Genomic DNA, 24,549 nt, shown 5'->3' on the forward strand with positions numbered 1-24,549 from the left:
AGTGCGACGAATGCGGCGATCCATGCAACCCGCCGCCATCCGCCGATCTATAAGCGCACCGACTCACCTCCGCCGAATCGCATACAGCGAAGTCGGCAGCGCGATCGGGTTATCGGGCTTGAACCAGCTCATGTCCGGTATGCGCGAGTCGGTCACGTACACGGTGCCGTCCGGGCCTTGCGTGAACGTGTCGGGCCAGCGCAACTGCGGATCGCGCAGCAGCGTCCAGAGCCGGTCGCCCTCGCGCACGCGCACCGCGTGATCCTCGACGCCCGACACATACAGCCGGCCGCGCCGGTCGAAGAGCAGGCCGTCCGCCGGACCGTCGATGCCCACCGTCTCCACGCGCGACGACACCTGCTGCGCGCTCAGTTGCGGATTCTGCAGCGCGTCGGTGGCAATGCGATACAGCGTCTTGCCCTTCACCGCCTGCCAGTACAGGTAGCGGCCGTCGGGCGTGAGCGCGATGCCGTCGGCGGAGAAGTTCACGCCGCGGCCATCGGTCTGCCGCAGCGGCTTGCCATCGACGGTCACGGTCACGGTCTTGTCCGACTGCGTGCTCGGATCGCCGTCGAGCAGGCGCCGCGCGACGCCCGTCGTCCGGTCGATCACGACGATCGCGCCACGCGCCCCGGAATCGGTGATGTAGACGAAGCGGCCGTCCGGGCTCAGGCGCACGTCGTTCAGATAGCTGCCTTGCGGCGCGATGCTCTCATCGAAGTGAAACACATGCGCGATCTGGTTCGTCGAAAGATCGATCTGCGCGAGCTTCGGCGCGCCCGGCACGACGAGCGACTGCGCCGGCGCGCCGGGGTCCAGCACCCAGAGATTGCCCTGCTTGTCCGCCACGACCGACTGCACGCACACCCAATGATCCTCGGGCGAAATCTCGTCGCGGCGCGCGTTGCGCCACGCGTTCCACTCGGCATCCGGGAACGGCCGCAGGTCGCCGCTCGCGCCCAGCTCCGCCACCGAGATCGGCGCGTCCTCCGTCCAGCGCGGGAAATTGACGAAGGTGCGGCCCGTCGGCGAGACGGTCACGCCCGTGACCTGATGTTCAAAACGCGCGACGAGTTGCAGCCGCCCGCCGCCGTGACGCTCGCTCGCGGCGACATCGCCCGATGGGTCCTCTGCGAGCGCGGATTGCGCGACGAATGCAAATGCGAGGCTTGCGGCGGCGACACAGCGGCTCAGTCGGTACATGGTCGACTCCTGGTTAGTCAATAAGCGTCGCGCGTCTGGCGCACATAGCGCCGCGCCATCATCACGAGCAGCACCGCAGCCGCGCCGGTCAATGCCGCGCGCGCGCCCGCCGGTTGCAGGCGCGCGCCGGTGTAGAGGCTGAATTCGCGCACGCGGCCGTTCTTGCCCGAGCGCTCGCGCAGATCGCCGCCGCCTTCGTAAAGCGCATCGCCGCTTTGCTTCGGTTCGCCCTTGGATTGCGCCTTCACGCCCAACAGGCTCGCGATCGCGTCGTAGAGACGCGGCGCGCTTTGGCCGAAGCTCGCCATCGCCCGCGACGCGCCGCCGACATAGATATCGCGCTCGGGACGCACGGCCGCGTAAAGAATCGCCTTCGCGACGACGTCCGGCGCATAGACCGGCGGCGGCAGCTTCGGCTCTTCGTCGAGATAGTTTTTCGCGTGTTCGACGAAGAGCGTGTCGATGCCCGCGGGCTTGATGAGCGTCACCGACACCGGCACCTTCTCGTTCTTCAGTTCGAGGCGCAGCGAGTTCGTGAAGCCCTTCACCGCGTGCTTCGATGCGACATACGGCCCTTGCAGCGGCACCGCGACATCCGATAGTTCGCTGCCCAGATTGATGAGCGCGCCGCCGCGTTCGCGCAAGTGTTTGACCGCCACGCGCGAGCCGTTCACGACGCCCCAGTAGTTGGTGTCAAAGAGCTTGCGCTGGTCTTCGAGCGAGACATCGGCGATGCGGCCGTAGACCGAGACGCCCGCGTTGTTGATCCACGTATCGAAGCCGCCGAAGCGATCGATGGCGGCATCGGCGGCGGCCTGAAGCTGGCTTTCGTCGGCGACATCGGCGGCCGTGTACGCGACGGCGGGCGCGCCGCCGCTCGTGAGTTCGTCAGCGAGCACTGCAAGTGCGGTCTCGTCGCGCGCCACGAGCATGAGACGCGCGCCGGCCTTTGCCGCGCGCCGGGCGGTGGCAAGACCGATCCCGCTCGTCGCGCCGGTGAGGACAATCGTCTGTTGATCGAGAGGCTTGAGTTTGATTCGCATGGCATGTCCGGAAGGTTGAATATCCGGTTGCATGCAGCATCCCGCGTTCCTTGGCACGTCTGACGGTTGGCGCGTCAGCCCGCAACGAGTGCTGAGAACGCTTCGCGCACGTCGCCGACAAATGCATCGCATGCGACGGAGAGCGGCTGCGACGCGGGCGTGACAATGTAGAAATGATCCGGCACGGCGGGCTCGAACGGCTTCACGGCCACGCGCTGACGCGCATACGCGGCGGTCACCGGGTCGATCAGCGCGACGCCTGCGCCGTTGGCCACCAGCGCGACGATGGCTTGCGAAAGCTGCGCCTCGACGACGAGATCGCGGCTTACGTCGTGATCGACGAAGACGCGGTCGATCGCGCTTCGCGCATCGAAGCTCAGCGGAAACGAAATAAAGCGCTCGCCGCGCAGATCGGCGGGGCGTAACGCAGGCTTGCGCGCCAACCGATGTCCGCGCGGCACGATGCAGCGCATGACGGCATCGGCAAGACGCTCGCTGCGCACCGCGTGATGCGGAATCGGCTCCGCGATAAGCCCGACATCGCACTGTCCGGACGCCACTTTGTCGACCACCGTGGTCGCGCTGTGCGCAAGCAGCGTCACGTCGATGCCGGGATGCGTCTCGACGAAGCGCGCGATCACGGCGGGCAGCAAATCGAGCGCGACCGCCGGCGACCCGGCCACGCGCAGCGACCCGCGCCGCATCGCGCGAATCTGCTGCGCCGCCTGCGTGATGCGGTCCAGTCCGACGAAGGCGCGCTCGACTTCTTCGAAGAGCACGCGCGCCTCGGCGGTCGGCACGAGCCTGCCCTGCTGACGCTCGAACAGCACGAACCCGACGCGACTTTCGAGATCGGCGATCAGGCGGCTCACGGCGGGCTGCGACACATGCAGCGATGCCGCGGCGCGCGTCACGGTGTGGCGCAGCATCACGGCGCGAAAGGCTTCGATCTGGCGCAGTCGGAGGTCGGAGGCGGTCATAACATTGGATTATAGATGACGAAAGATTCCTCATTTGACGCCGCTTTTTGCACGCAGCACCCTTGCGTCGACACATAAAACATGCGGGAACGAGCAGCGAATGCAGGAATCAACACGCCATAACACCGGACGACTCGCCTTCGATGTCGTCGTGATCGGCGGCGGACTCGTCGGCATGGCGATCGCCTACGGGCTCGCGCGTGGCGGCCAGCGCGTCGCCGTCTGCGATGGCGCGGATGCCGCGTATCGCGCGGCGCGCGGCAACTTCGGCCTCGTGTGGGTGCAGGGCAAGGGCGGACGATGCCTGCCGTACGCACAGTGGTCGCGCGAATCGTCCGAACGCTGGGGCGCGTTCGCCGCGCAGTTGCGCCGCGAAACGGGCGTCGAGACGGGTTTCGAGCGGCCCGGCGGCATCGAGCTATGCGAGACGGTGGAAGAACTCGAAGCCGGCCAGCGCCTGCTCGAATCGCTGCGCGCGCAGGACGCCTCGCTCGACTATCACGTGCTCGACTGTCACGCGCTCAAGCAGCGCATTCCCGCGGCATCGAGCGCGCTGGCGGGCGGCCTCTACTCGCCGAACGACGGCCACGCGAGTCCGCTTTACACGCTGCGCGCGATGCAGCAGGCGTTTCAGCGCCACGGCGGCGTCTACCTGCCGAGCAACGAAGTGCGCGAGATTCGTCCGCGCGCGAGCGGGTTCGAGGTCGTCGCGGCGTCGGGCGTGCTGGACGCGGGGCGCGTCGTGCTCGCCGCGGGCCTCGACAATCTGCGCCTCGCGCCGATGGTCGGCATGCACGCGCCGATCACGCCGTTGCGCGGACAGATCATGGTGACGGAGCGCCTCGCGCCGTTTCTCGATTATCCGACGCTCGTCGTGCGGCAGACGCCCGAAGGCTCCGTGCTGCTCGGCGACTCGGCCGAGCACGCCGGCTTCGACGACGGCCAGACGCGCGCCGTCATGGCCGACATCGCTCGCCGCGCCCGCACGGCGTTTCCGGTGCTCGCGCACGCGCGCATCGTGCGGGCGTGGGGCGCGCTGCGGATCATGACGCCCGACGGCCTGCCGGTCTACGAGGAATCGCGCGCGCATCCCGGCGCGTTTCTCGCCATCTGCCACAGCGGCGTCACGCTCGCCGCCGCGCACGCCGACGTCATCGCGCCGTGGATCGCGGGCGGCGCAAAGCCGCCCGTCTTGCAGCCGTTCGTCGCCACGCGCTTTTCGAATTCGACCGATGCACACCATGTTTGAACCTCTCACCGCTCGCCCTGCCGCGACTGTCCGCATTCATATCGACGGCGCCGCGCGGCACGTTCCGAGCCACTACTCCGTCGCCGCCGCGCTGCTGGAGAGCGGGCAGGCCACTTGCCGCGCGACACCCGTCACCGGCGCGGCGCGTGGCCCGTTCTGCATGATGGGCGTGTGCTTCGACTGCCTCGTGGAAATCGACGACGTGCCGAACCAGCAGGCGTGCATGACGCGCGTGCGCGAAGGCATGCGCGTGCGCTCGATGGCCGGCCGCGCGAGGCTCGCATGACCCAGACGTCCTGCGATCTGCTGATCGTCGGCGCGGGGCCTGCCGGCATGGCCGCCGCCATCGAAGCCCGCGCGGCGGGCCTGTCCGTCGTCGTCGCCGATGAAGGCGAAGCGCCCGGCGGACAGATTTATCGCAATGTCGCCGAATCGCCGCTCGCCGACGCGCGCGTGCTCGGCGACGACTACGCCGCCGGACGCGCGCTCGTCGAGCGTTTCGTGGCAAGCGGCGCGCGGCATCTCGCGCGGTGCGTCGTCTGGCAAATCGCGTTCGAAGAGGGCATCGTCGCGATGCTCACGCGCAGCGCGAGCGGCGCGGAAGCGGGCGGCACGTTGGAACTGAAGGCGCGCGCCGTGTTGATCGCGACCGGCGCGCAGGAGCGCCCGTGGCCGGTGCGCGGCTGGACGCTGCCGGGCGTGATGGGCGTCGGCGCGGCGCAGACGCTTCTGAAATCGGCGGGACTCGCGCCTTCGCAAGACGCGGTGCTCGCGGGCAGCGGACCGCTGCTGTGGCTCTTCGCTTCGCAACTGATCGCGGCGGGACGCAGCGTTCGCGCGATTCTCGATACGGCGCCCGCGGGCGCGTTCAGGCGCGCGCTGCCGCACGCCCTGCCCGCGCTGCGTGCCGCCGACTATCTCGCCAAAGGCGTGCGCATGATGCGCACGGTCGCGAAAGCGGGAATCGACGTGCATCGCGGCGTGAGCGAAGTGTCCATCGAAGGCGAAACCGAAGCGCAACGCGTGCGGTTTCGCGACGCACGCGGCGCGCGACATGCCATCGATACATCGCTCGTGCTGCTGCATCAGGGCGTGATCCCGTCGACGCAACTCGCGCGCTCGCTCGGCTGCGAGCACGATTGGGACGCGGCGAGCGCCTGCTGGCGTCCGCGCACCGATGCAAGTGGCCGCAGCAGCATCGACCGCGTGTGGATCGCCGGCGACGGCGCGGGCATCGGCGGCGCGAAGGCGGCCGCGCACGCGGGCACGCTCGCGGCGCTCGACATCGCGCGCCGGCTCGATGCCATCGACGACGCCACGCAGTCCGCGCGCTGCCGCCCGGCCCAACGCGCGCTGCGCCGCCATCTCTCGGTGCGCCCGCTGCTCGACGCGCTCTACACGCCGCCCGCCGCGCTGCGCCGTCCCGCTGACGACGACGTGATCGTCTGCCGCTGCGAGGAAGTGAGCGCGGGCGAGATCCGCCGCATCGCCTCGCTAGGCTGCCAGGGACCGAACCAGATGAAAGCGTTCTCGCGCTGCGGCATGGGGCCGTGCCAGGGCCGCTGGTGCGGCACCACCGTGAGCGAGCTCATCGCAGAGGTGCAGCAGCGCAGCGTCGCCGATGTCGGCTACTACCGCATCCGCGCGCCGATCAAGCCGGTCACGGTCGAACAACTGGCCGATTCCATCACGCTCGACGACGACTTCGCGCGCGGCGACTTTCCCAGCTAGTCAACCACACCACACGGAGCCAACACGATGACCCCACACTCGAGGAAGATTCTCGCCGCCACAGCGCTCACCATGATGGCGGCAGCCGCCTCGCTTTCCGCGTCCGCGAAGGAATGGGGCACCATTCGCATGGGCGTCGATCCGACTTATCCGCCGTTCGAATCGGTCGCGAAGGACGGCGCGGTGCAGGGCTTCGACATCGACCTCGGCAACGCGCTCTGCGAGCGTCTGAAGGCGAAATGCGTGTGGGTGCAAAGCAGCTTCGACGGCCTGATTCCCGGCCTGCAGGCGCGCAAGTTCGACGTGATTCTCTCGTCGATGGCGGCGACCGCCAAGCGCCGCGAGCAGATCGACTTCACCGACCGGCTGTATCGCAATCAGACGCGCCTCATCGCCCGCTCCGATGCGCACCTGCTTCCCGAAGCCGCGAAGCTCGCGGGCAAGCGCGTCGCGGTCGAGCAAGGCACCGTGCAGGAAACCTATGCGCGCGAGAAATGGGCGTCCGCCGGCGTCGAAGTGGTGCCGTATCCGAGCTACGATCAGGCGTACGCCGACCTGGTCGCGGGCCGGGTCGATGCCGTGTTGATGGACGCCGTGCAGGGCCAGTTGGGATTTCTCGCGACGCCGAGCGGCAAGGGCTTCGCGTTCGCGGGCGACGTGGTGTATGACCCGAAGATCATGGGCGACGGCGACGCCGCCGGCGTGCGAAAGTCCGACGCCGACCTGCGCGACGCGCTCAACGGCGCGATCGCCGGCATGCTGCGTGACGGCTCGTATCGCAAGATCGAGGCGAAGTACTTCGACTTCGACATGTACGGCAAATGAACCGGCGCGGCGCGCGTGGCGCGTTCAGGCGCGCGCGCCGCTCTCCCCGAACCCGACCTGCGCCCGCCGCGGGCCGCCTGCGCGCTGCATCGTCAGCGCGACGATCTCGCGCGTCGGAATGCTGGTCGCAAGCGTCGCGACCTGTCTCGCGCTGAACCAGTCGCAGCGCGTGATCTCGTTGCGCGGCACCGGAATCGCCAGATCGCCGATAACCGCGCCGAATACGTGATGGTGCTTGTTCACGCCGCCGAACAGAAACAGGTACTTGAGTTCGTCGACAACCAGTCCCGTCTCTTCCTCCAGCTCGCGCCGCGCCGCCTCTTCCGGCGACTCCTTGCGCCAGATCGTGCCGCCCGGCAACGCCCAGCGGGAACGCTTGCGCGCGACGAGCAGAATCTTCGTGTCGCGCGTGCAGATGATGGTCGCTCTCTCTTTCATCGTCGTCGACGTTCCGGCTCTCCAGCAACGCGCGGCAGCGCATTGGCACCCGTGCGGATTTCGTTGCAGAATCCGTTAGCCATAACCATGCCGCGACGCGCGGCGTCTGACTGAACGGGCCGCAAGCCATCGGCCGCGCGCCGGCTCGGACTAAACTAGCTGCATCATACGGAGACAGCATGGTCGAGCCTTCGCAGTGTGACGTTCTCGTAGTGGGCGGCGGCATCAACGGCGCGGGCATCGCGCGGGATCTGGCCGGGCGCGGCGCACGCGTGATGCTCGTCGAACAGGACGACCTCGCGCAACACACGTCGTCCGCAAGCACCAAGCTCATTCACGGCGGCCTGCGCTATCTGGAATACCACGAGTTCGGGCTCGTCCGGAAGGCGCTCAAGGAACGCGAGGTACTGCTGTGCATCGCGCCGCATCTCATCGCGCCGCTGCGCTTCGTGATGCCGCACGTTCCCGCGCTGCGCCCCGCGTGGATGATCCGCGCGGGCCTCTTTCTGTATGACCACCTGAGCCGCCGCGCCGTGCTCGAAGGCTCGCGCGGCGTCGACTTGCGCACGCACTTCGCGGGCGCGCCGCTCGTCGATTCGATCAAGCGCGGCTTCATCTATTCCGATGCCGCCGTCGACGACGCGCGGCTCGTCGTCCTCAACGCGTTGGATGCGCAAGAACGGGGCGCGCAGATCGCGACCAGGACGCGCTTCGTCGGCGCAACGCGGGGCGAGCGCGAATGGCGCGTCGAACTGAGCGATGCGTCCGGTCAACGGCGCGACGTGGCGGCGCGCGCCATCGTCAACGCGGCGGGTCCGTGGGTCGGCGCGCTCGCCGCCGGGGATTCCACCGCGCGCCCGATGCGGCTCGTGAAGGGCAGTCACATCGTCACGCGCAAGCTGTTCGATCACGATCACGCGTACATTCTCCAGAACGACGACCGGCGCATCGTGTTCGCGATTCCGTGGCAACGCGACTACACGCTGATCGGCACGACGGACGTCGACTATCAAGGCCCGCTCGCGGACGTGCGCATTGCGGATGACGAGATCGAGTATCTGTGCGCCGCCGTGAACCGCTATTTCCGCGAGCCGGTGACGCCCGCGGACGTCGTCTGGTCGTATGCAGGCGTGCGGCCGCTGCTCGCGGACGGCGCCGACGACGCGGCTTCGGCCACGCGCGACTATCGGCTGGAATTGGATGCGCGTGGCGCGCCGCTCGTCACCGTTCTGGGCGGCAAGATCACGACCTATCGCCGGCTTGCAGAAGAAGCGGCCGAGCAGCTCGCCGCGCCGCTTTCGCTGACAGCGCCGGCCTGGACGCACGCCGCGCCGCTTCCCGGCGGCGACATGCCGAATGCGGACTTCGCGCGTTTTTTGAAAGCGTTTCGCGAGCGGCATCGCTTTCTGTCGGCGGAACTGGCCCAACGCTATGCGCGCGCATACGGCACGCGCGCCGACGCCATGCTCGATGGCATCGAGACGATGTCCGCCATGGGAACGATGCTCGCGCCGGGACTCTATGAGGCCGAAGCCGCGTATCTCGTCGCTCACGAATGGGCGCAAACGGCCGACGACATTCTCTGGCGCCGCACGAAGCTCGGCATGCGCGCGAGCCCGGCCGACGTCGAGCGGCTGAACGCGTGGCTCGCCGCGCGCGATCGAGCTCAGCGCGATGCGCGGCGCAACAGTCCGGCGAGCGCGAAGCCCGCGCCAAGCGCGACGTAAGTGAGCGCGAGCCCCTGATTCGACAAATGCGCTTCGTAGCCCGGCGTCAGGCGCTTGGGCACGACATGGTAGTCGACGACATACGCGACGGCGCTCGTCGTCACCGCCGATGCCGCTATCTTGGCCGGCGACGGACGGCGGCCGCAGAGCGTCTCGAATAGCACGCCCCAGAAGACCGCGCTGCCCAGGTGAATGCCCGCGCCCGTTGCCGTGTATCTCGCGCTCAGACGCTCCTCGCGCGGCGCGGAATCGGGCCATAGACAATGCGTGACCGCGTTCATCACCGCATAGGGACGGTGCCCTGACTTCGCCGCCAGCGCCGCCGCGATCGCAGCCGACGCCAGTCCCGCCACGCCGCCCGACGCGAACGCGCGCATCAGTGCGCTATCGGATGTGGAATTCATGCGCTTCGCCTCCGCTTTAGGCGTGTCTAGCTGCTCTTGTTGCCCGGCTCGCGAACGCGCGTCGAGTAGGTATCGTTGCCGCATTTCGGGCACTTCGGAATGGTGTGGCCCTTCGCGACATGCGTCGAGTGATGGCACTTGGCGCAGCGGAAATCACCGGTTTTCTCGGCCTTCTCGCCTGAATGAGCTGACATGCGCGCCTCCGCTTCGGACTCCATTGTTTCTATGTGCGCAGCAAGCGTTATTCCGAGCGGATGGAGCCTCGCGGCACAGCGATTGCGCGTCAACGGATACGCGCGGTGAAGCGCGTTTCTCTCGACAAGGAGCACGTGATGACCGAACCCGCTGAACATTTGTTGGACTGGCTACGCGACGCACACGCCATGGAGCAGCAAGCCGAACAGATGCTGCGCGCGCAATCCGGCCGCCTCGAAAACTATCCGCAACTGAAGGCTCGTATCGACCAGCATCTGGAAGAAACGCTCGGGCAGCAGAAGATCGTGCAGGAATGTATCGAGCGCCTAGGCGGCTCGACTTCCATCATGAAGGACCTGACTGCGAAGATGATGGCGTTCGGGCAGGCCGCTGGCGGCATGACGCAAACCGACGAAGTCGTGAAGGGCGCGATCATGAGCTATGTGTTCGAGAACCTGGAGATCGCGTCGTACACGTCGCTGATCGCGGCTGCCGAGCGTTGCGGCGACGCGCAGACCAAGGCCGCCTGCGAGCGCATTCTTCCGCAGGAGCAGGCCATGGCGCAGTGGCTGCTCGAACATATTCCGTCCATCTCGACGCAGTATCTGGAGCGTTCCGCCGCAGGACAGGAAGCAAAGAAATAAGTGACGCGTATCGCGACGGCTTAAGTGGCACGCCCGTTGCTGAAAAGAAAACGCCCGCCCGTTCGTATGTCCGAGCACACGGCGGGCAGGCTTTCCGATACCGCGGCATTCAGCGCCGCATCACGCCAGCGCGATTCTTCTGCGCTGAGGCTCGCAGCAGCACGACTGCAAGTGACGTCACGACGCCCTCACTGTCGCTGCGAGTTAGAAGCCTCTTGAAACCTCGTTCGGGTGCCGCTTGCGCCGCAAGCGCTGCTCGTCCATAACCAGGAGCCGTTGATATGTTCGTACATAACAAACGCCTGCAATATACCGTCCGCGTGGCAGCCCCGAATCCCGGCCTCGCCAATCTGCTCCTCGAGCAGTTCGGCGGCCCGCAAGGCGAGCTTGCCGCCGCCATGCGCTACTTCACGCAAGCAGTGACCGAAGACGATCCGGGCCGCAAGGACATGCTGTTCGATATCGCGACCGAAGAGATGAGCCACCTCGAAGTGATCGGCAGCATCGTCGCGATGCTGAACAAGGGCGCGAAGGGTGCGCTCGCCGAAGCGGTGGAGCAGGAAGCCGAGCTGTATCGCTCGATGACGGGCAATGGCAACGATTCGCACACGACCGCGATTCTGTACGGCGCGGGCACGCCGCTCACGAACTCGGCCGGCGTGCCGTGGACGGCGGCGTATATCGACACCATCGGCGAGCCGACGGCTGACTTGCGCTCGAACATCGCAGCCGAAGCGCGCGCGAAGATCGTCTACGAGCGCCTGATCAACGTGACCGACGATCCCGGCATCAAGGACGCGCTCGGCTTTCTGATGACGCGTGAAATTGCGCATCAGAAGTCGTTCGAGAAGGCGCTGCACTCGATTCAGCCGAACTTCCCGCAAGGCAAGCTGCCGGGCGTGCCGGAGTTCACGAGCGTGTACTTCAACATGTCGAAGGGCGATGACGCACGCGGCCCGTGGAACGAAGGCGGCGACTGGAAGTTCGTCGAAGATCCGCAGCCCGCAGTGGATGGCGGCGACGGCACGGCGACCGTGCAGGTGTCGGAGCAGGACGTTGAGGCGCTGCAGGCAATGGCTGCGCGCACCGCGTCCGACCCGACCGCCGATCCGACGACCGGCGCGGACCTCGGCGCAGGACAAGCTGTAACGAAGTAACGATTCTTGCAAGACGCCGGGCGCCGCCAGAGAAGCGGCGGCGCTGGCGAGAACTCAACGCCGTTCGCGGACGGCGCATTCAACGTAGCACTTTTGTCAACGTGGAGTTTAGTTATGCCAACTGTCACCTCAAAAGGAACGGTCGCCGTTCATCGCAGCCCGGTGGACTGGCTTGCGGGCGCGCTCGTCATCATCGGCGCGCTGAACTGGGGCCTCGTCGGTCTGATGAATTTCGATCTGGTCGCGGCCATCTTCGGCGCGGGATCGCCAGGCGCGCGCATCGTCTATGTACTCGTGGGACTGGCAGGACTGTATTCGCTGATCCGGGCTTTCATGCCGGCGCGCGAGCATGGCCTTGCACATCACTGAACGGCGCGCCGCGCGTGAGTCAGCGCGCGGCGCACCTTTCGCGTCACTTCGTCATCGCGCGGTGCAGAGATGCGCGTTGACCTTGACGGGCGCCGCATTCTTCTCGAAGGGCGGCTGCGGCACGAAGCTCTGAATCACGCCGGGTCTGAAAATCAGGCAGTACGTGGAGCCGCCGTACTGGAAGTAGCCTAGTTCCTCGCCTTTTTTCACGCGCTGGCCGGGCAGCGCCTCGATCATGCACGAGGACACTTCCGCCATGCCGATGAACACGCATGCCACTTCGCCGATAGCGGGGTCGTCGCTCTCGATCACGATTACCGCCCGCGCCGCCACCGCGCTGATATAGCCTTGCGAGTCGTTCAGGCTGCTCGGCTCTTCTCCTTCGGATTCGGCGTCGGAATAGTAGGTGCCGTCCACCAGATACGACTTCTTGATGGTGCCGCTCACCGGCGCGTGCCAGCGGTGATAGTAAAAGGCGCTCAGGTACGCCTGATAGATGGTGCCGCCGACGAAGCGCTTCGCCAGTTCCATCTCCTTCGCGGTGAAGATTTCCTGTAGCGAGTAAGGCTGCGACTTGATCCAGAACGAGTCCTGGAGCTTGACGTCGTGCTTGATCGCATAAGGCGATGCCTCGCACGCGCTCACGATGACTTTGTCGTTGTCCGGCTCGGCGACGGGCCGCGCGCCCGGCTTGAACTCACGCGTGAAGAAGTGGTTCCACGAAGAGAAGCCCCAATACGGCTTGTCCGGATCGCACAGAAACTCCGACAGACCGATTTCCTTGTCCGCCTCGGGACTGAACCAGCCATTCGGCGATGACGTGTTCAGATGCGTGCGCGAATAAGGCCCGCTGAGAAAGCCGGACCACACGTTCAGAATGCGCTTCAGATGCTTGTTGAACGCGGGATCGCGAAAGAGCGAATAGCCGGAAGGCATCACCATCGGCCAGTCGAGCAACGCGTTCACCGGGCAGTGAATCAGGCTCTTTTCGCTGAACGGCGGCGCGTAGGTGAGCATGGCATCGAGCAGAACCACGAATTCGTCGATATTCGCGTAGGCGAGTTCGAAGCCTTCGTTTTTGGCCTGCTCGATGGCGCTCGTGAACTCCATCCGCACGACCGGGTCCTCGCGTATGAAGGCGGCGAATTCTTTCACCACGCTATGCATCTCGGCCTTGCCGGCGCGCTCGCGTGCATAGGCGGCGAAGTTCCTGCGAAAGCTCGCGATCGCTTCCTCGCCGTCGGGCAGCCAGCCGCCCAGTCGTTGCTTCTCTCTGCTCATGTGTCTTGCCTCCGTGGCTTGCTGTGAGTCTTCGCGACGCAGCACCTCGCATGCCGCAATCTTTCGAGGCTTACCACGCAAGCAAACCGGTCAGCTCGCGCAAGCGGATGGTTTCGAGTTGGCGGACTGCTTGGCGGATCGCGGAGGATCGGCCGGCGTCCAGTCGGCCCGCCGTCAGGCGCTCGAACTTGGCATCGATCGCGCTCCAGTCCATCGGACGCGTATGAAAGCCTTCGTAGTCCGCTTGCTCGCCGTCGATGATCGCGCCATTCGTCATCACGATCTGCATCGAGACCGGCATTTCATCCGGGATGCGGTTCGTATAGTCCGCGTTCGGCGCGACATTCACGCGTCGCAGAAGGCTTTGCACGTCGTTGCGCCGTATGCGCTCATCGGCGAACTGCCCGGGCCATACTTCGCCGTCGAGCAAAGCAACGGCGATCAGATACTTCAGGTTGTGATCGGCCTGCTCCTTGGTCCAGCATTGATCCTTCGGGCCGTATGCGCCGCCGCCCAGCACTTGATACGCGCCGTCCGAGACCTGCACGTTCACCTCCGCGATTTTTTGCGCGTCGATGTCATGCTGGTTGCGCAAGCGGATGGCGAGATCCACGGCGCTCTGCGACTGAAATTCGGCGTTGTGCTTCTTGATGGACACGCGATGCGGCACGTCGAGCCGTTCGCGGCTCCAGTCGAGCGACGGCTTCGCGCCCGCGAGATGAAAGAGTCCCATCGGTCCTTCGAAGACGCCCATCGGTCCGGTAACGCCATTGCGCGCGAGAAGAGTGTTGAGAAGCGCGCGGCTCGCCGCTTCGCCCGAAGCGAGCCCCTTCCACTCCGATACCGGCTCGGCCTGAATCGCCGCGAGCGACACCGCGCCGACGCCCGCGAGCGCGAGCGCCTGCGCGCAGCGCCATTCGTCGAGCGCGAAAAGGCTCGATGCACCCGCCGCGACCGAGAAAGCCAGCGGCGTCGTGTAATTGATGCCCGCACGCATCGTCGGTATGTCGAGCAGACGCGTCTGCACCTGATACGCGATGGCGAGCGCCGTGAGAAACGCGGCGCCCGTCGCGTCCGCATATTCCCCGGCTGCGACGAGCGCGCCGATGTTGTCCGCGGGATGGCACACCTCGCCGCGAATCGCCGTGTTGTCCATGAAGTCGAGATAGCGGACGAGGCAGCCGTTATACAGCGCGGCGCGGTCCGGCGCGCCGCTTCCGCCGCCGATGAACGTGACGAGCGGCGGCCCGCCGAACTCGGTCGCGAGGCGGCGCACCTTCAGCATCGGCGGATGGCCGATCGCGCCGATCGCGCAGCCGAGCGCATCGACGATGCTGCGCTTGAGCCTGTCGAGCGCCGCGTCGCCGAGATCGCCGATATGCACGCGGCCGATGAACGCGGCAAGCTGTTCTGTCATCGACGGTTGCTCTTCTGTGTCGTGCGCCGTCGCCACCATGACGGTTCCCCTCATCCTCTTGGCAATGGCTGCGTTCGAGCATTGCACGTACCACTGGGTACGGCGGAATGCGGTTTGCTTGAATGTTCACGCTCAGGCGCGCCCGCGCCCGGGCGTCGTACCTTCCTTCGCTTCTCAAGAAGAGGTAAATCATGAGTGACCCCTTCCCCTTTCCGAAGTCTCCCGCCAACGACGTCTCGCGACGAAGCAAACCCGCCGCTATCGCGCGCGGCCTCGGCTGGTACAGCCTGGCGCTCGGCGCTGCTCAGCTGCTCGCGCCGAATTCGGTCGCGCGCGCGGCCGGCGTGCGAACGGGCTCGACGCTGATGCGGCTCTATGGCCTGCGCGAAATCGCATGCGGCATCGGCATTCTCGTTTCGCGCGATCCCACGCCGTATCTGTGGGCGCGCGTCGGCGGCGACGCGCTCGACCTCGCGACGCTCGTCACCGCATCGGACAGAACGAGCCCGCGCGCGCTGACCGCGCTGCTGAACGTGGCGGGCGTCACCGCGCTGGACATTCATTCGGCCACCGCCCTCTCCTCGCACGCCGAAGACGAGCGTCGTGAAGCTCAGCTTCGAGGGCAGCGGTTCGCCTCGATGTATCGCAACCGCAGCGGCTTTCCGCGCTCGCCCGAAGCCATGCGAGGCACGGCGCTGCGCGACTTCGAAACGCCGCGCGACATGCGCGCGCCCGACGAGATGCTGCCGTACACGCATGCGCAGTACAAAAAGGCGAAAGGCGCCTGACGCCCGCCGGCAAGACAACTTTCCCCACCATCGAAGCACGCGCGAATACGCGAAGGAGTCATCGTGGACATGTCATCCTGCTCGCCCTCCATCACGACGATGATCCGCATGGATCACACGCACGTCATGGCGGCGTTCCATCGTTACCATGCCGATAGTGCGTGGTGGCGCAAACGCGCCATCGTCGAGCTGGCCTGCACGGCGCTCGAAATTCACGCGCAACTCGAAGAAGAGATCTTCTATCCCGCGCTCGCCGAAGCGATTCCGGGCGACGACACGCTGGAGAAGAGCAAGCCCGAGCACGACAAGATGCGCGAGGACATTGCCAAGCTGCGCGCGATGGGTCCGGACGACGCCTCCTACGATGCCCGCTTCATGCAGTTGATGCGGGAAGTCATTCACCACGTGGCGGACGAAGAGACCGTGTTGTTGCCGACGGCCGAGCGCGCGCTGGCTTCGCGATTGTCGGAACTCGGGCAGCAGATGACAAAGCGCAGGATGCAACTGGTCGGACAGAAGCGTCCCGCGTCGATCGCGGTGAACACGATGGGCACGTTCCCGCTGGCTTCGCTCGCGCTGATATCGCTCGGCGCGCTTGCCGTCGCGCAAGTGCTGCGGCCCTCGCCCTCGCGGCGGGCGAGGGAGTACGCGTAGAGCGTTAGGCCTGAGCCGCGCGTCGGCCGGGCGCGCGGCGCTCGAGAGATAAAAAAAGCGCGCCGGGGGATGCGGCGCGCTCGTTCCTGCTCGGGTGGCGACGACGAGTGTGGGGGTCTCGTCAGCCAGCCGCCTTCGCTTCCTCGGCCATCTGCGTCTTCGCGAGTTGCGTCAGCTTTTCGTCGGTGGACTTTTCTTCCTGCAACGTCTCGAGCAGCAGGTTCATCGCTTCTTCCTGGCCGAGCTGCTTCGCCAGCGTCGCGAGCGTGCCGTACGTCGCGATCTCGTAGTGTTCCACCTTCTGCGCTGCTGCGATCAGCGCGGCATCGCGAATCGGGCCTTGCTCGAAGTCTTCGATCTGCTCCTGCCCTTCCTCGACGAGCCCTTCCATCGCCACGCACTTGATGCGCTTGAGCTTGACGCCGCACAGTTCGACCACCTTGTCGATCCGTTCGATCTGACCGTTGGTTTCTTCCAGATGCTGCTGGAATGCCTGCTTCAATTGCTCGTTGGTGCTCGCGCGTGCCAGCTTCGGCAGCGCCTTCGTCAGTTGTTTCTCTGCGCTATAAACGTCGGACAGTGCGTGAATGAACAAGTCCTGCATAGTCTTCGATGCCATCGATGCCTCCGTTTCAGGGTGAGTGGGTTCGCACCGGCCGGTGGGCCAGCCGCGCATGTCTATCGCGCAATCGCCATTCCAGTCTCAGACGCGCGGCACTTCGAGCGGCAGCGCGCGCTTGTGGCGCGTCGCCATGTAAAAGCGGCGTATGGTCGTAAGCACGTCTTCGCTCACGTCCTTGCCTTCCAGAAAATCGTCGATGTTCTCGTAGCTGATGCCGTAGCTGTCTTCATCCGGCTTTTGCGGCGTGAGCGTTTCGAGGTCCGCCGTTGGCACCTTCATCACCAGACGATCGTCCGCGCCCATCGAACGCGCGAGCGCGCGCACGCGGCGCTTCGTGAGTCCGGAGAGCGGCAGGATGTCGGCGCCGCCGTCGCCGTACTTGGTGAAGAAGCCCATCAGCGATTCCGCCGCGTGGTCCGTGCCGATCACGACGCCGCGCCGTGCGCCGGCAATCGCGTACTGCGCGATCATCCGCTCGCGCGCCTTGATGTTGCCGAGAACGAAGTCTTCCTGGAAATCGTCGGTGTATTGCGCGCCGCCTTGCTTGAGCGCCGCGATCATTTCATCCGACGGTCCCTTCACGTTGACCGTAAGAGTCTCGTCCGGGCGCACGAATTCGAGCGCGGCCTGCGCGTCGTCTTCGTCGCGCTGCGAACCGTACGGCAGCCGCACCGCGACGAAATGCGCCTCGTAGCGGCGCGCGCGCAGCCGCTCGACGGCAAGTTGCGCAAGACGCCCTGCCGTGGACGAATCCACGCCGCCGCTGATCCCGAGCACGTAGGTTCGCAGTCCCTGCGACGTCAGATAGTCGGACAAGAAGGCGACGCGCCGCTCGCGCTCGGTGTCGGCATCGAAGTCCTGGCTGACGCCGAGTTCCTGAGCGATTTGCTGTTGCCACTGCCTCCATTCGCTTTGGCTCTGATCCATGTTCGTCCCCCAACGGTTTTGATCAATGTCTCGGCAGACGGTCGAAGTAATGCTCGAGGCGCGAGATGGCGTAGAGCGCCGCCGCGCGCCGGACTTCGTTGCGTTCGCCATCGAAGACCTTCGTCTCGCTGAACGTGACGATCTGCCCGTCGCGCAGCTTGTACGACCATGCAAAGCATTGCGTGCCCGCCTCGGGGCCGTCGCCGGGCGGGGCATCGGCCACGCCCGTGTTCGAGACCGAGACGGTCGCGGAGCAGCCCTCCTGCTTCAGCGCGCCTTCCGACATTTCGCGCGCCACCTCCTCGCTCGTGAGGCCGTATTGCTTCATCGTGTCCTCGCGCACGCCGAGAAAGCCGGCCTTGCCCGAAGGCGAATAGGTGACGAAGCCCACGTCGAGGCAACTGCCGCTGCCCGGCACGGACGAGATGAGCGACGCGATGTAACCCGCCGTGCACGATTCGGCTGTCGCAAGCACCAGGCCACGCGAGGTGAGAAAAGAAACGACTTGTCGTGGTACGTCCATGTCTACTGTCTCCTTGTTCTCGCTGCCAATGACCTTGCAGGCGAGTCCAAAGCAATCGCTGCACCAAAGAGCAGCGGTCCGTCCATGGAATGTCTATTGCTTGAACGGACGAATACGTCCCGAGCCGTATGAAAACCATAACTCCGCACAAACAAACAAACGGCCATGCAGAGCGCTCTTAGTCCGGCAGGCATCCAGGCAAGTCGCGTCCTGGAGCTATGGCACATCACGCTGACTGTCTGCTGCGTAGTGTTCGCCTGCGTGCTCCTCGCGTGCATGTTCGCGCTCTTGCGCGCGCCGCGCGGCAACCAGACGACGCCCGCCGACATGACGAAGCGCGAGCGGCCCGAGCGCGGCATCCACCGCTTCGTGATCGTGGGGACCGTCTTGTCGGCGCTGGGGCTCGTCAGCCTGCTGGTCGCCGACGTCGTCACCGATCGCGCCTTGTCGCGGCTTCCGGTCGACAACGCGCTGCACGTGGAAATGACCGGCTATCAATGGTGGTGGCAGGCGCGCTACGCGCCCGAAGGCGGCGCCGATGGTTTCGCGGTCGCAAACGAGCTTCATGTGCCGGTCGGCCGGCCGGTGGTCGTATCGTTGAAGGCCGCGGACGTTATACATACATTCTGGGTGCCTAATTTACATGGCAAGAAGGACATGATTCCCGGCCAGGACTCGACCATCACGTTTCGCGCCGACCGCGCGGGGACGTATCGCGGGCAGTGCGCGGAATTCTGTGGCTACGAACACGCGATGATGGCGTTCTCGGTCGTCGCCGACCCGCCCGAGCAATATGCAGCGTGGGCCGCGCAACAACGGCAGACGGCGAGCACGTCGAGCGACGCACTCGCGATGCACGGACGCGACGTCTTTCTGAACGGCGACTGCGCCCGCTGCCACACGGTGCGCGGCACGCCGGCCAACGGCTCGGTAGGCCCGGACCTCACGCATCTGGCGAGCCGGCAGACGATTGCGGCCGGCACCTTCGTCAACAACGCGCACAACCTCGCGGCGTGGATCACCAATCCGCCCGCCCTCAAGCCCGGCGTCATGATGCCGGCGACGCAACTCGCCCCTGGCGATCTCCAGGCCCTCGTCGTCTGGCTCGGAACTCTCAAATGAGCGCGCCCGCTTCTTCCCGCTTCGGCCCGGCCGATGACAACGGCTCCCGTCCCGTCGACGGTCCGCACGCCTCGCCCGCCGTGCGCGAAACGCTTGCCGCGACGTGGAGCGATCCGCCCGGCTTCATCGGCGCGCTGTCGGCGATCAATCACAAGACGGTGGCGCGCCGCTTCATCGTGACGACGTTCGCGTTCTTCGTGCTCGCGGGCCTGCTCGCGCTCGCCATGCGCATGCAGCTCGCGCGGCCCGATCTGCGGCTGATCGGCCCGAACCTGTACAACGAACTCTTCACGATGCACGGCACGACGATGATGTTTCTCTTCGCCGTGCCGGTGATGCAGGCGGTCGCGGCGTACCTCGTGCCGCTCATGATCGGCGCGCGAAGTGTCGCGTTCCCGCGCATGAACGCGTACGCGTACTGGGTGTTTCTCTTCGGCGGCATCCTGCTGTTCGCCTCGCTCGCGGTGAACAGCGCGCCGGCCGCCGGCTGGTTCAGCTACGTGCCGCTCGCGGGCCCCGACTACTCGCCGGGCAAAGGCTCCGACATCTGGGCGCAGATGATCACGTTCACCGAACTCTCCGGCCTGATCGAAGCGGTCATCCTCATCAGCACCATCTTCAAGATGCGCGCGCCCGGCATGTCGCTCAACCGCATGCCGCTTTTCGTGTGGGCCACGCTGGTCACGCAGTTCATGGTGATCTTCGCGATGCCTTCGGTCATGCTGTGCAGCACCGCGCTCATTCTCGACCGGCTGGTCGGCACGCACTTCTATAACCCGGCGAAGGGCGGCGACGTGCTGCTCTGGCAGCATCTCTTCTGGTTCTTCGGACACCCGGAGGTCTACCTCGTCTTCATCCCGCCGCTGGGCTTCATCTCGTCGATCATTCCGACCTTCGCGCGCCGCCCGGTGTTCGGCTATCCCGCGATGGTGCTCGCGCTCATCGCCACCGCGTTTCTCGCGTTCGGGCTGTGGGTGCATCACATGTTCGCGACCAATCTGCCCGAGCTCGGCAAGAGCTTCTTCACGGCGGCGAGCCTCTCCATCGCGATTCCATCGGCCATTCAGATCTTTTGCTGGATCGGCACGCTCTGGACCGGCCGCCTGAACCTGCGCACGCCGCTGCTCTTCGTGCTCGCGTTCTTCTTTATCCTCGTGATGGGCGGCATGACCGGCATCATGGTCGCCTCCGTTCCGCTGGACCTGCAAGTGCACGACACGTACTTCGTCGTGGCGCATCTGCACTACGTGCTACTGGGCGGCGCCGTGTTTCCGCTCTTCGGCGCGTTCTTCTACTGGTTCCCGAAATTCGCGGGCCGCATGCTGTCCGAGCGGCTCGGGCGCTGGCAGTTCTGGCTCTTCTTCATCGGCTTCAACGTCACCTTCTTTCCGATGCATCTGCTCGGTCTGCACGGCATGCCGCGCCGTGTCTGGACGTATCCGCACGGGCTCGGCTGGGACGGCATGAATCTCATGTCGACCATCGGCGCATGGATCATCGCGGTGAGCGTGCTGCTTTTCATCGTCAATGTGGTGCTGACGCTGCGAAGCAAACAACCGGCGCCTGCCGATCCGTGGGGCGCGGGCACGCTCGAATGGAGCGTGCCGTCGCCGCCGCCGCCGCATAACTTCGACGCGATTCCGGTCGTGCACGGGCGCGATCCGCTGTGGGAACCGGCGAGCGAGCCGCGCTTCGTCGGCGGACTGGCGGCCGATGCGCGCGAAGTACTGATGACGAGCGTGCTCGATGCGAAGCCGGACCATCGACCGCTCTTTCCGTCGCCTTCCATCTGGCCGTTCATCAGCGCGGTGGTGACGACGATTCTCTTCATCGGCTCGATCTATTCGCCGTGGGCCATCGTGTGGGGCTCGCCGCCGGTCGCCGCGGCGATGATCGCGTGGTTCTGGCCGAAGCGGTCGAGCAATGCGTTCGCAGCCGCACGGGAGCAGCGCCCATGAGTACCGCCAGCAACCTTCGGAACGCGCAGACGCGCCCCGACGAAGCGAACGTCACCGAACTCGACGTGCGCGGGCTCCCGACCTTCGCGTTCGGGCATCGCAGCGTCATGTGGTGGAGCACGGCAGGGCTGATGCTGATTGAAGGCACGGTCTTCGGCATCGCGGTGATGATGTACTTCTATCTGCGCACGCATGCGCCCGCCTGGCCGATGGCCGCGTCCGCGCCCGAATTGCGCTGGGGCACGCTCAATACGGTGGTGCTGCTCGCGAGCATGCTGCCGAACCAGCTCGCCAAGCGCGCCGCCGAACGCTTCGACCGCGGACGCGCGAAGCTGTGGATGACCGTGTGCCTCATCGCGACCATCGTGTTCATGGTGTTGCGCGGCTTCGAATTCGCGACGCTCAACGTCAGCTGGTACACCAATGCGTACGGCTCGGTGGTGTGGCTGCTGCTCGGCCTGCACACGACGCACCTCGTCACCGATTTCATCGATACCGCCGTGCTGACCGTGCTGCTCTTCACCGGCCCGTTCGAGGGCAAGCGCTTCGTGGACGTCAGCGAGAACGCCGTGTACTGGTATTTCGTCGTACTAAGCTGGCTGCCGATTTACGGCGTCATTTACTGGGCGCCCCGCTTTTGAATCCCGATCATGCTGACCTGGCCCGCCCTCCTCTTCGCACCGTCCGTCCTCCTCGGCTTGTTGAGCCTGAACTACGCGCTCGTCGAGCCGTCGTGCCATTTGCAAAGCATGCTTCTGATGCACGGCATAAGCGTGGCGAGCCTCGCGGTAAGCGTCCTCTCGACACTGCTCGCCTTCGGCCGCTGGCGCAGCGCGGGGCGCGAGGCCGATCCATCCTCGCCCGCGCTGCGCTCGCGCGCAGGCTTCATGGCCGTCGTGGCGACGGGAGTGGGCACGCTCTCGTCGATCGGCATCATCTTCATCTCGCTACCGCAATGGCTGCTTTCCGCTTGTTGACAAGGACGGCCGCGGGCGTCGCCGCCGTCACGTTCGCCGATGCTGCGTGCGCTCACGCGGTCTCGGCCGGCGCGAGCAGCGTCCCGGCGAGCTTCGGCTGGACGCTCGAGCCGTGGGTCGTCGCGTGTCTCGCGTTGAGCATCGGGCTCTATCTCGCAGGTTATGCGCGGCTTCGCGTGCGCGGGGCGCGCGGGCGGCGCGACCGCGCGCTCCGTCTCGTTTCGTTCGTGACCGGCTGGATCGCGCTCGTCATCGCGCTCGTGTCGCCGCTGCATAGTCTGAGCGAGGCGCTCTTTTCGGCGCACATGCTTCAGCATGAGATCTTCATGCTCGTGGCGGCGCCGTTGCTCGTGATTGGCAGGCCGCTCGCGGTGTGGCTGTGGGCCTTTCCTCCGCGTGCGCGGCAAGCGATCAGCGCCGCGACGCGCAGTGCGTGGATCAACACGCCGTGGCGCTGGCTGACCATGCCTGCCGTCGCGTGGGTCCTGCATGCGGCGGCCTTGTGGTGCTGGCATGCGCCGCGCTTTTTCGAAGCCGCGCTCGCCAGCGAAGGGATTCATACGCTGCAACACACGAGCTTTCTCGGCACCGCGCTGCTTTTCTGGTGGACCGTGTTTCGTCCCGCCTCGGAGGACGGCTCGCGTTCCCACAGCGCGCACGCGATGCTGTCGCTCTTCACCACGATGGTCCACACCGGCGCGCTCGGCGCGTTGCTGACGCTCGCGCCCGAGGTCTGGTATCCGTCGTGCATCGAAAGCACGCTCGCGCTCGGCTTCGATCCGCTGCAGGATCAGCAACTCGGCGGACTCGTGATGTGGGTGCCGGGCGGTCTCGCCTATCTCGTCGGCGGGCTGCTGGTCGGCGCGCGCTGGCTCGCGAGGCGGCCGGCATCGACGCTCGCGCCCGCCACGTCCGTCACGCCCGCCGCGCGCCCGGCGGCGTCAACCACTCGCCTGCGGGCGCACGAGGAGTCCTGACATGCGCTCGTTCACGAGAGCCCGCATGCGCGCATCGCTTTCGATGGCGGGCATCGCGGCCGTATCGCTTTTCATGGGCATGGCGGCAAATGTCGCGGAGGCGGCGGAACAGGCGCCCTCGCCCGAACTCATCGCACGCGGCGCGTATGTCGCGCGAATCGGCGACTGCGCCGGTTGCCACACCGCGCCGAAAGGCGGCGCGCCGTACGCGGGCGGCCTCGGCGTGAATTCGCCGTTCGGCACCATCTACAGCAGCAACATCACGCCCGATCCCGAGCTCGGCATCGGTAAATACAGTTATGAAGATTTCGTCCGCGTGATGCGCGAAGGCGTTGCGCCGGGCAACAAGGGACTCTATCCCGCGATGCCTTATGCGTCCTTCGTGAAGATGAACGAAGACGACTTGCGCGCGCTCTACGCGTACATGATGCACGGCGTGCCGCCAGTGCATTACAAGCCGCCGCCAACGGACGTGTCGTTTCCCTTCAATCAGCGTTGGGCGCTGCGCGTGTGGCGATGGGCTATCGCGCCGAAGAAGGTGTACGAGCCGCGGCCCGAGCGCGATGCCACATGGAATCGCGGCGCGTATATCGTGCAAGGGCCCGGCCATTGCGGAGCCTGCCACACGCCGCGCGGGCTTGCGTATCAGGAGCGCGGCTACGACGAATCGTCCAAGACATATCTCTCGGGCGCGGTCACCGACAACTGGTACGCGATGAATCTGCGCGGCGATCCGGGATCGGGACTCGGGCGCATGTCGACAGAGGAGATCGCGTCGTTCCTGAAGACGGGTCATGGCGGCGACAAGACGATCGCGTTCGGCACCATGGTGCAGACCATCGAGGACAGCCTGCAGTATCTGAACGACGACGACCTCACCGCCATCGCCACGTATCTGAAGACGCTGCCCGCGACCGGCGCCGCCGATGGCACGTTCGATCCCTCGCTCGCGCCGCCGGGGCGTCTCAAGACGCGCGCGCCCGATAAGCCGCCCGGTCAGGGCGCGGCCGTCTACGCGACCTTCTGCGCGCAATGTCACCTCGATACGGGACAGGGCGTGCCGAAGGCGTTTCCGAGGCTCGCGGGCAACCCCGCCGTCATCAGCGAGGACACGACTTCGCTCATTCGGCTGATCGTCGAAGGCGGCAATAGCCCGGACACCGTTCACGGGCCGCCGCGGCAAAACATGCCGGGCTTCGCGGGCCGGCTGTCAGATTTGCAGATCGGGCAAGTGCTCTCTTACATTCGTTCGTCTTGGGGCAACGACGCGCGGCCGGTCACCACGAACGATGTTGCGTCCTTTCGTAGCAAGATACATAAGTAACGGCGGTTACATTC

General features: G+C 66.0%; 27 protein-coding genes. 16 read left to right on the top strand and 11 right to left on the bottom strand.

Features of this window, described 5'->3' with window-relative positions:
- Nucleotides 1-63: 63 nt before the first annotated feature.
- From JYK05_RS21730 to JYK05_RS21740, 3 genes are all read right to left on the bottom strand, one after another.
- Nucleotides 64-1,203 (bottom strand): L-dopachrome tautomerase-related protein, encoded by a 1,140-nt coding sequence (locus JYK05_RS21730; protein WP_206469737.1) that lies wholly within the window; start codon nt 1,201-1,203, stop codon nt 64-66.
- A 17-nt stretch (nt 1,204-1,220) separates the two neighbouring features.
- Complete coding sequence (locus JYK05_RS21735) at nt 1,221-2,246, bottom strand: SDR family oxidoreductase (RefSeq protein WP_206469738.1); 1,026 nt, start codon at nt 2,244-2,246, stop codon at nt 1,221-1,223.
- Nucleotides 2,247-2,320: 74 nt separating this feature from the next.
- Complete coding sequence (locus JYK05_RS21740; RefSeq protein ID WP_206469739.1) at nt 2,321-3,226, bottom strand: LysR substrate-binding domain-containing protein; 906 nt, start codon at nt 3,224-3,226, stop codon at nt 2,321-2,323.
- 100 nt (nt 3,227-3,326) lie between these two features.
- Between JYK05_RS21740 and JYK05_RS21745 the strand changes: the two genes are divergently transcribed.
- From JYK05_RS21745 to JYK05_RS21760, 4 genes are all read left to right on the top strand, one after another.
- Entirely contained in the window at nt 3,327-4,475 is a 1,149-nt protein-coding gene (locus tag JYK05_RS21745; RefSeq protein WP_206469740.1) for an FAD-binding oxidoreductase, read from the top strand.
- Nucleotides 4,468-4,761: a (2Fe-2S)-binding protein gene (locus tag JYK05_RS21750; protein WP_175943684.1), complete on the top strand. Its 294-nt coding sequence runs from the start codon at nt 4,468-4,470 to the stop codon at nt 4,759-4,761. The genes JYK05_RS21745 and JYK05_RS21750 overlap by 8 nt, the downstream gene beginning before the upstream one ends.
- A complete protein-coding gene (locus tag JYK05_RS21755) occupies nt 4,758-6,206 on the top strand; it encodes an NAD(P)/FAD-dependent oxidoreductase (RefSeq protein WP_206469741.1) in 1,449 nt (482 codons plus the stop codon). Before JYK05_RS21750 ends, JYK05_RS21755 begins: the two co-directional genes overlap by 4 nt.
- A 72-nt stretch (nt 6,207-6,278) precedes the next feature.
- Nucleotides 6,279-7,031 carry an ABC transporter substrate-binding protein gene (locus tag JYK05_RS21760; RefSeq protein WP_371826477.1) on the top strand — a complete coding sequence of 251 codons (753 nt, stop codon included), beginning with the start codon at nt 6,279-6,281 and terminating at the stop codon, nt 7,029-7,031.
- Between the two features lie 24 nt (nt 7,032-7,055).
- On the opposite strand, the gene JYK05_RS21765 is transcribed toward JYK05_RS21760, so the two are convergent.
- Complete coding sequence (locus JYK05_RS21765; protein WP_206469745.1) at nt 7,056-7,469, bottom strand: NUDIX domain-containing protein; 414 nt, start codon at nt 7,467-7,469, stop codon at nt 7,056-7,058.
- Between the two features lie 179 nt (nt 7,470-7,648).
- Between JYK05_RS21765 and glpD the strand changes: the two genes are divergently transcribed.
- Entirely contained in the window at nt 7,649-9,196 is a 1,548-nt protein-coding gene (glpD, locus tag JYK05_RS21770; RefSeq protein ID WP_206469747.1) for a glycerol-3-phosphate dehydrogenase, read from the top strand.
- Here glpD and JYK05_RS21775 read toward each other — a convergent pair.
- On the bottom strand, nt 9,136-9,600 hold the full coding sequence (locus JYK05_RS21775) for a hypothetical protein (protein WP_206469749.1): 465 nt from the start codon (nt 9,598-9,600) through the stop codon (nt 9,136-9,138). The two genes, glpD and JYK05_RS21775, sit on opposite strands and share 61 nt — an antisense overlap.
- Before the next feature lie 26 nt (nt 9,601-9,626).
- Nucleotides 9,627-9,794, bottom strand: coding sequence for a zinc ribbon-containing protein (locus JYK05_RS21780; RefSeq protein ID WP_241270028.1), 168 nt, complete (start codon nt 9,792-9,794; stop codon nt 9,627-9,629).
- 138 nt (nt 9,795-9,932) lie between these two features.
- On the opposite strand from JYK05_RS21780, the gene JYK05_RS21785 reads away from it, so the two are divergent.
- The 3 genes from JYK05_RS21785 (at nt 9,933) to JYK05_RS21795 (ending at nt 11,965) form a co-directional block, all read left to right on the top strand.
- Nucleotides 9,933-10,439, top strand: coding sequence for a ferritin-like domain-containing protein (locus JYK05_RS21785; RefSeq protein WP_175943696.1), 507 nt, complete (start codon nt 9,933-9,935; stop codon nt 10,437-10,439).
- 281 nt (nt 10,440-10,720) lie between these two features.
- Complete coding sequence (locus JYK05_RS21790) at nt 10,721-11,596, top strand: manganese catalase family protein (protein WP_175943699.1); 876 nt, start codon at nt 10,721-10,723, stop codon at nt 11,594-11,596.
- Between the two features lie 114 nt (nt 11,597-11,710).
- On the top strand, nt 11,711-11,965 hold the full coding sequence (locus JYK05_RS21795; protein WP_175943701.1) for a DUF378 domain-containing protein: 255 nt from the start codon (nt 11,711-11,713) through the stop codon (nt 11,963-11,965).
- 51 nt (nt 11,966-12,016) lie between these two features.
- Here JYK05_RS21795 and JYK05_RS21800 read toward each other — a convergent pair whose 3' ends face one another.
- Both JYK05_RS21800 and JYK05_RS21805 read right to left on the bottom strand, forming a co-directional pair.
- Complete coding sequence (locus JYK05_RS21800) at nt 12,017-13,246, bottom strand: phosphatidylserine decarboxylase family protein (protein WP_206469751.1); 1,230 nt, start codon at nt 13,244-13,246, stop codon at nt 12,017-12,019.
- Nucleotides 13,247-13,316: 70 nt separating this feature from the next.
- Nucleotides 13,317-14,663 carry an MmgE/PrpD family protein gene (locus JYK05_RS21805; protein ID WP_206469755.1) on the bottom strand — a complete coding sequence of 449 codons (1,347 nt, stop codon included), beginning with the start codon at nt 14,661-14,663 and terminating at the stop codon, nt 13,317-13,319.
- 191 nt (nt 14,664-14,854) lie between these two features.
- On the opposite strand from JYK05_RS21805, the gene JYK05_RS21810 reads away from it, so the two are divergent.
- On the top strand, nt 14,855-15,451 hold the full coding sequence (locus JYK05_RS21810; protein WP_241270029.1) for a hypothetical protein: 597 nt from the start codon (nt 14,855-14,857) through the stop codon (nt 15,449-15,451).
- Between the two features lie 69 nt (nt 15,452-15,520).
- Nucleotides 15,521-16,105, top strand: coding sequence for a hemerythrin domain-containing protein (locus JYK05_RS21815; protein ID WP_206470519.1), 585 nt, complete (start codon nt 15,521-15,523; stop codon nt 16,103-16,105).
- Nucleotides 16,106-16,226: 121 nt separating this feature from the next.
- Here JYK05_RS21815 and JYK05_RS21820 read toward each other — a convergent pair whose 3' ends face one another.
- The 3 genes from JYK05_RS21820 to JYK05_RS21830 all read right to left on the bottom strand — a co-directional run bounded on the left by JYK05_RS21820 (nt 16,227) and on the right by JYK05_RS21830 (nt 18,177).
- Nucleotides 16,227-16,724, bottom strand: coding sequence for a ferritin-like domain-containing protein (locus tag JYK05_RS21820; protein ID WP_206469757.1), 498 nt, complete (start codon nt 16,722-16,724; stop codon nt 16,227-16,229).
- Nucleotides 16,725-16,808: 84 nt separating this feature from the next.
- Nucleotides 16,809-17,654 carry an ammonia-dependent NAD(+) synthetase gene (nadE, locus tag JYK05_RS21825; protein ID WP_175943709.1) on the bottom strand — a complete coding sequence of 282 codons (846 nt, stop codon included), beginning with the start codon at nt 17,652-17,654 and terminating at the stop codon, nt 16,809-16,811.
- A gap of 22 nt (nt 17,655-17,676) precedes the next feature.
- Complete coding sequence (locus tag JYK05_RS21830; RefSeq protein WP_206469759.1) at nt 17,677-18,177, bottom strand: CinA family protein; 501 nt, start codon at nt 18,175-18,177, stop codon at nt 17,677-17,679.
- A 165-nt stretch (nt 18,178-18,342) separates the two neighbouring features.
- Between JYK05_RS21830 and coxB the strand changes: the two genes are divergently transcribed.
- From coxB to JYK05_RS21860, 6 genes are read left to right on the top strand one after another with little or no spacing between them, the layout of a single operon-like run.
- The gene (gene coxB, locus JYK05_RS21835) at nt 18,343-19,299 is read left to right on the top strand and encodes a cytochrome c oxidase subunit II (RefSeq protein ID WP_206469766.1); all 957 of its coding nucleotides are present in this window, start codon (nt 18,343-18,345) and stop codon (nt 19,297-19,299) included.
- Entirely contained in the window at nt 19,296-21,257 is a 1,962-nt protein-coding gene (gene ctaD, locus JYK05_RS21840) for a cytochrome c oxidase subunit I (protein WP_206469768.1), read from the top strand. Before coxB ends, ctaD begins: the two co-directional genes overlap by 4 nt.
- Entirely contained in the window at nt 21,254-21,898 is a 645-nt protein-coding gene (locus JYK05_RS21845; protein WP_206469770.1) for a cytochrome c oxidase subunit 3, read from the top strand. The genes ctaD and JYK05_RS21845 overlap by 4 nt, the downstream gene beginning before the upstream one ends.
- A 9-nt stretch (nt 21,899-21,907) precedes the next feature.
- On the top strand, nt 21,908-22,234 hold the full coding sequence (locus tag JYK05_RS21850; RefSeq protein ID WP_175943719.1) for a hypothetical protein: 327 nt from the start codon (nt 21,908-21,910) through the stop codon (nt 22,232-22,234).
- Nucleotides 22,213-23,211, top strand: coding sequence for a cytochrome c oxidase assembly protein (locus JYK05_RS21855; RefSeq protein ID WP_206469772.1), 999 nt, complete (start codon nt 22,213-22,215; stop codon nt 23,209-23,211). Before JYK05_RS21850 ends, JYK05_RS21855 begins: the two co-directional genes overlap by 22 nt.
- Nucleotides 23,212-23,236: 25 nt before the next feature.
- Nucleotides 23,237-24,535 carry a cytochrome c gene (locus JYK05_RS21860; RefSeq protein WP_206469774.1) on the top strand — a complete coding sequence of 433 codons (1,299 nt, stop codon included), beginning with the start codon at nt 23,237-23,239 and terminating at the stop codon, nt 24,533-24,535.
- Nucleotides 24,536-24,549: the final 14 nt, after the last annotated feature.

The sequence above is a fragment of the Caballeronia sp. M1242 genome (assembly GCF_017220215.1).
Lineage (GTDB): Bacteria > Pseudomonadota > Gammaproteobacteria > Burkholderiales > Burkholderiaceae > Caballeronia.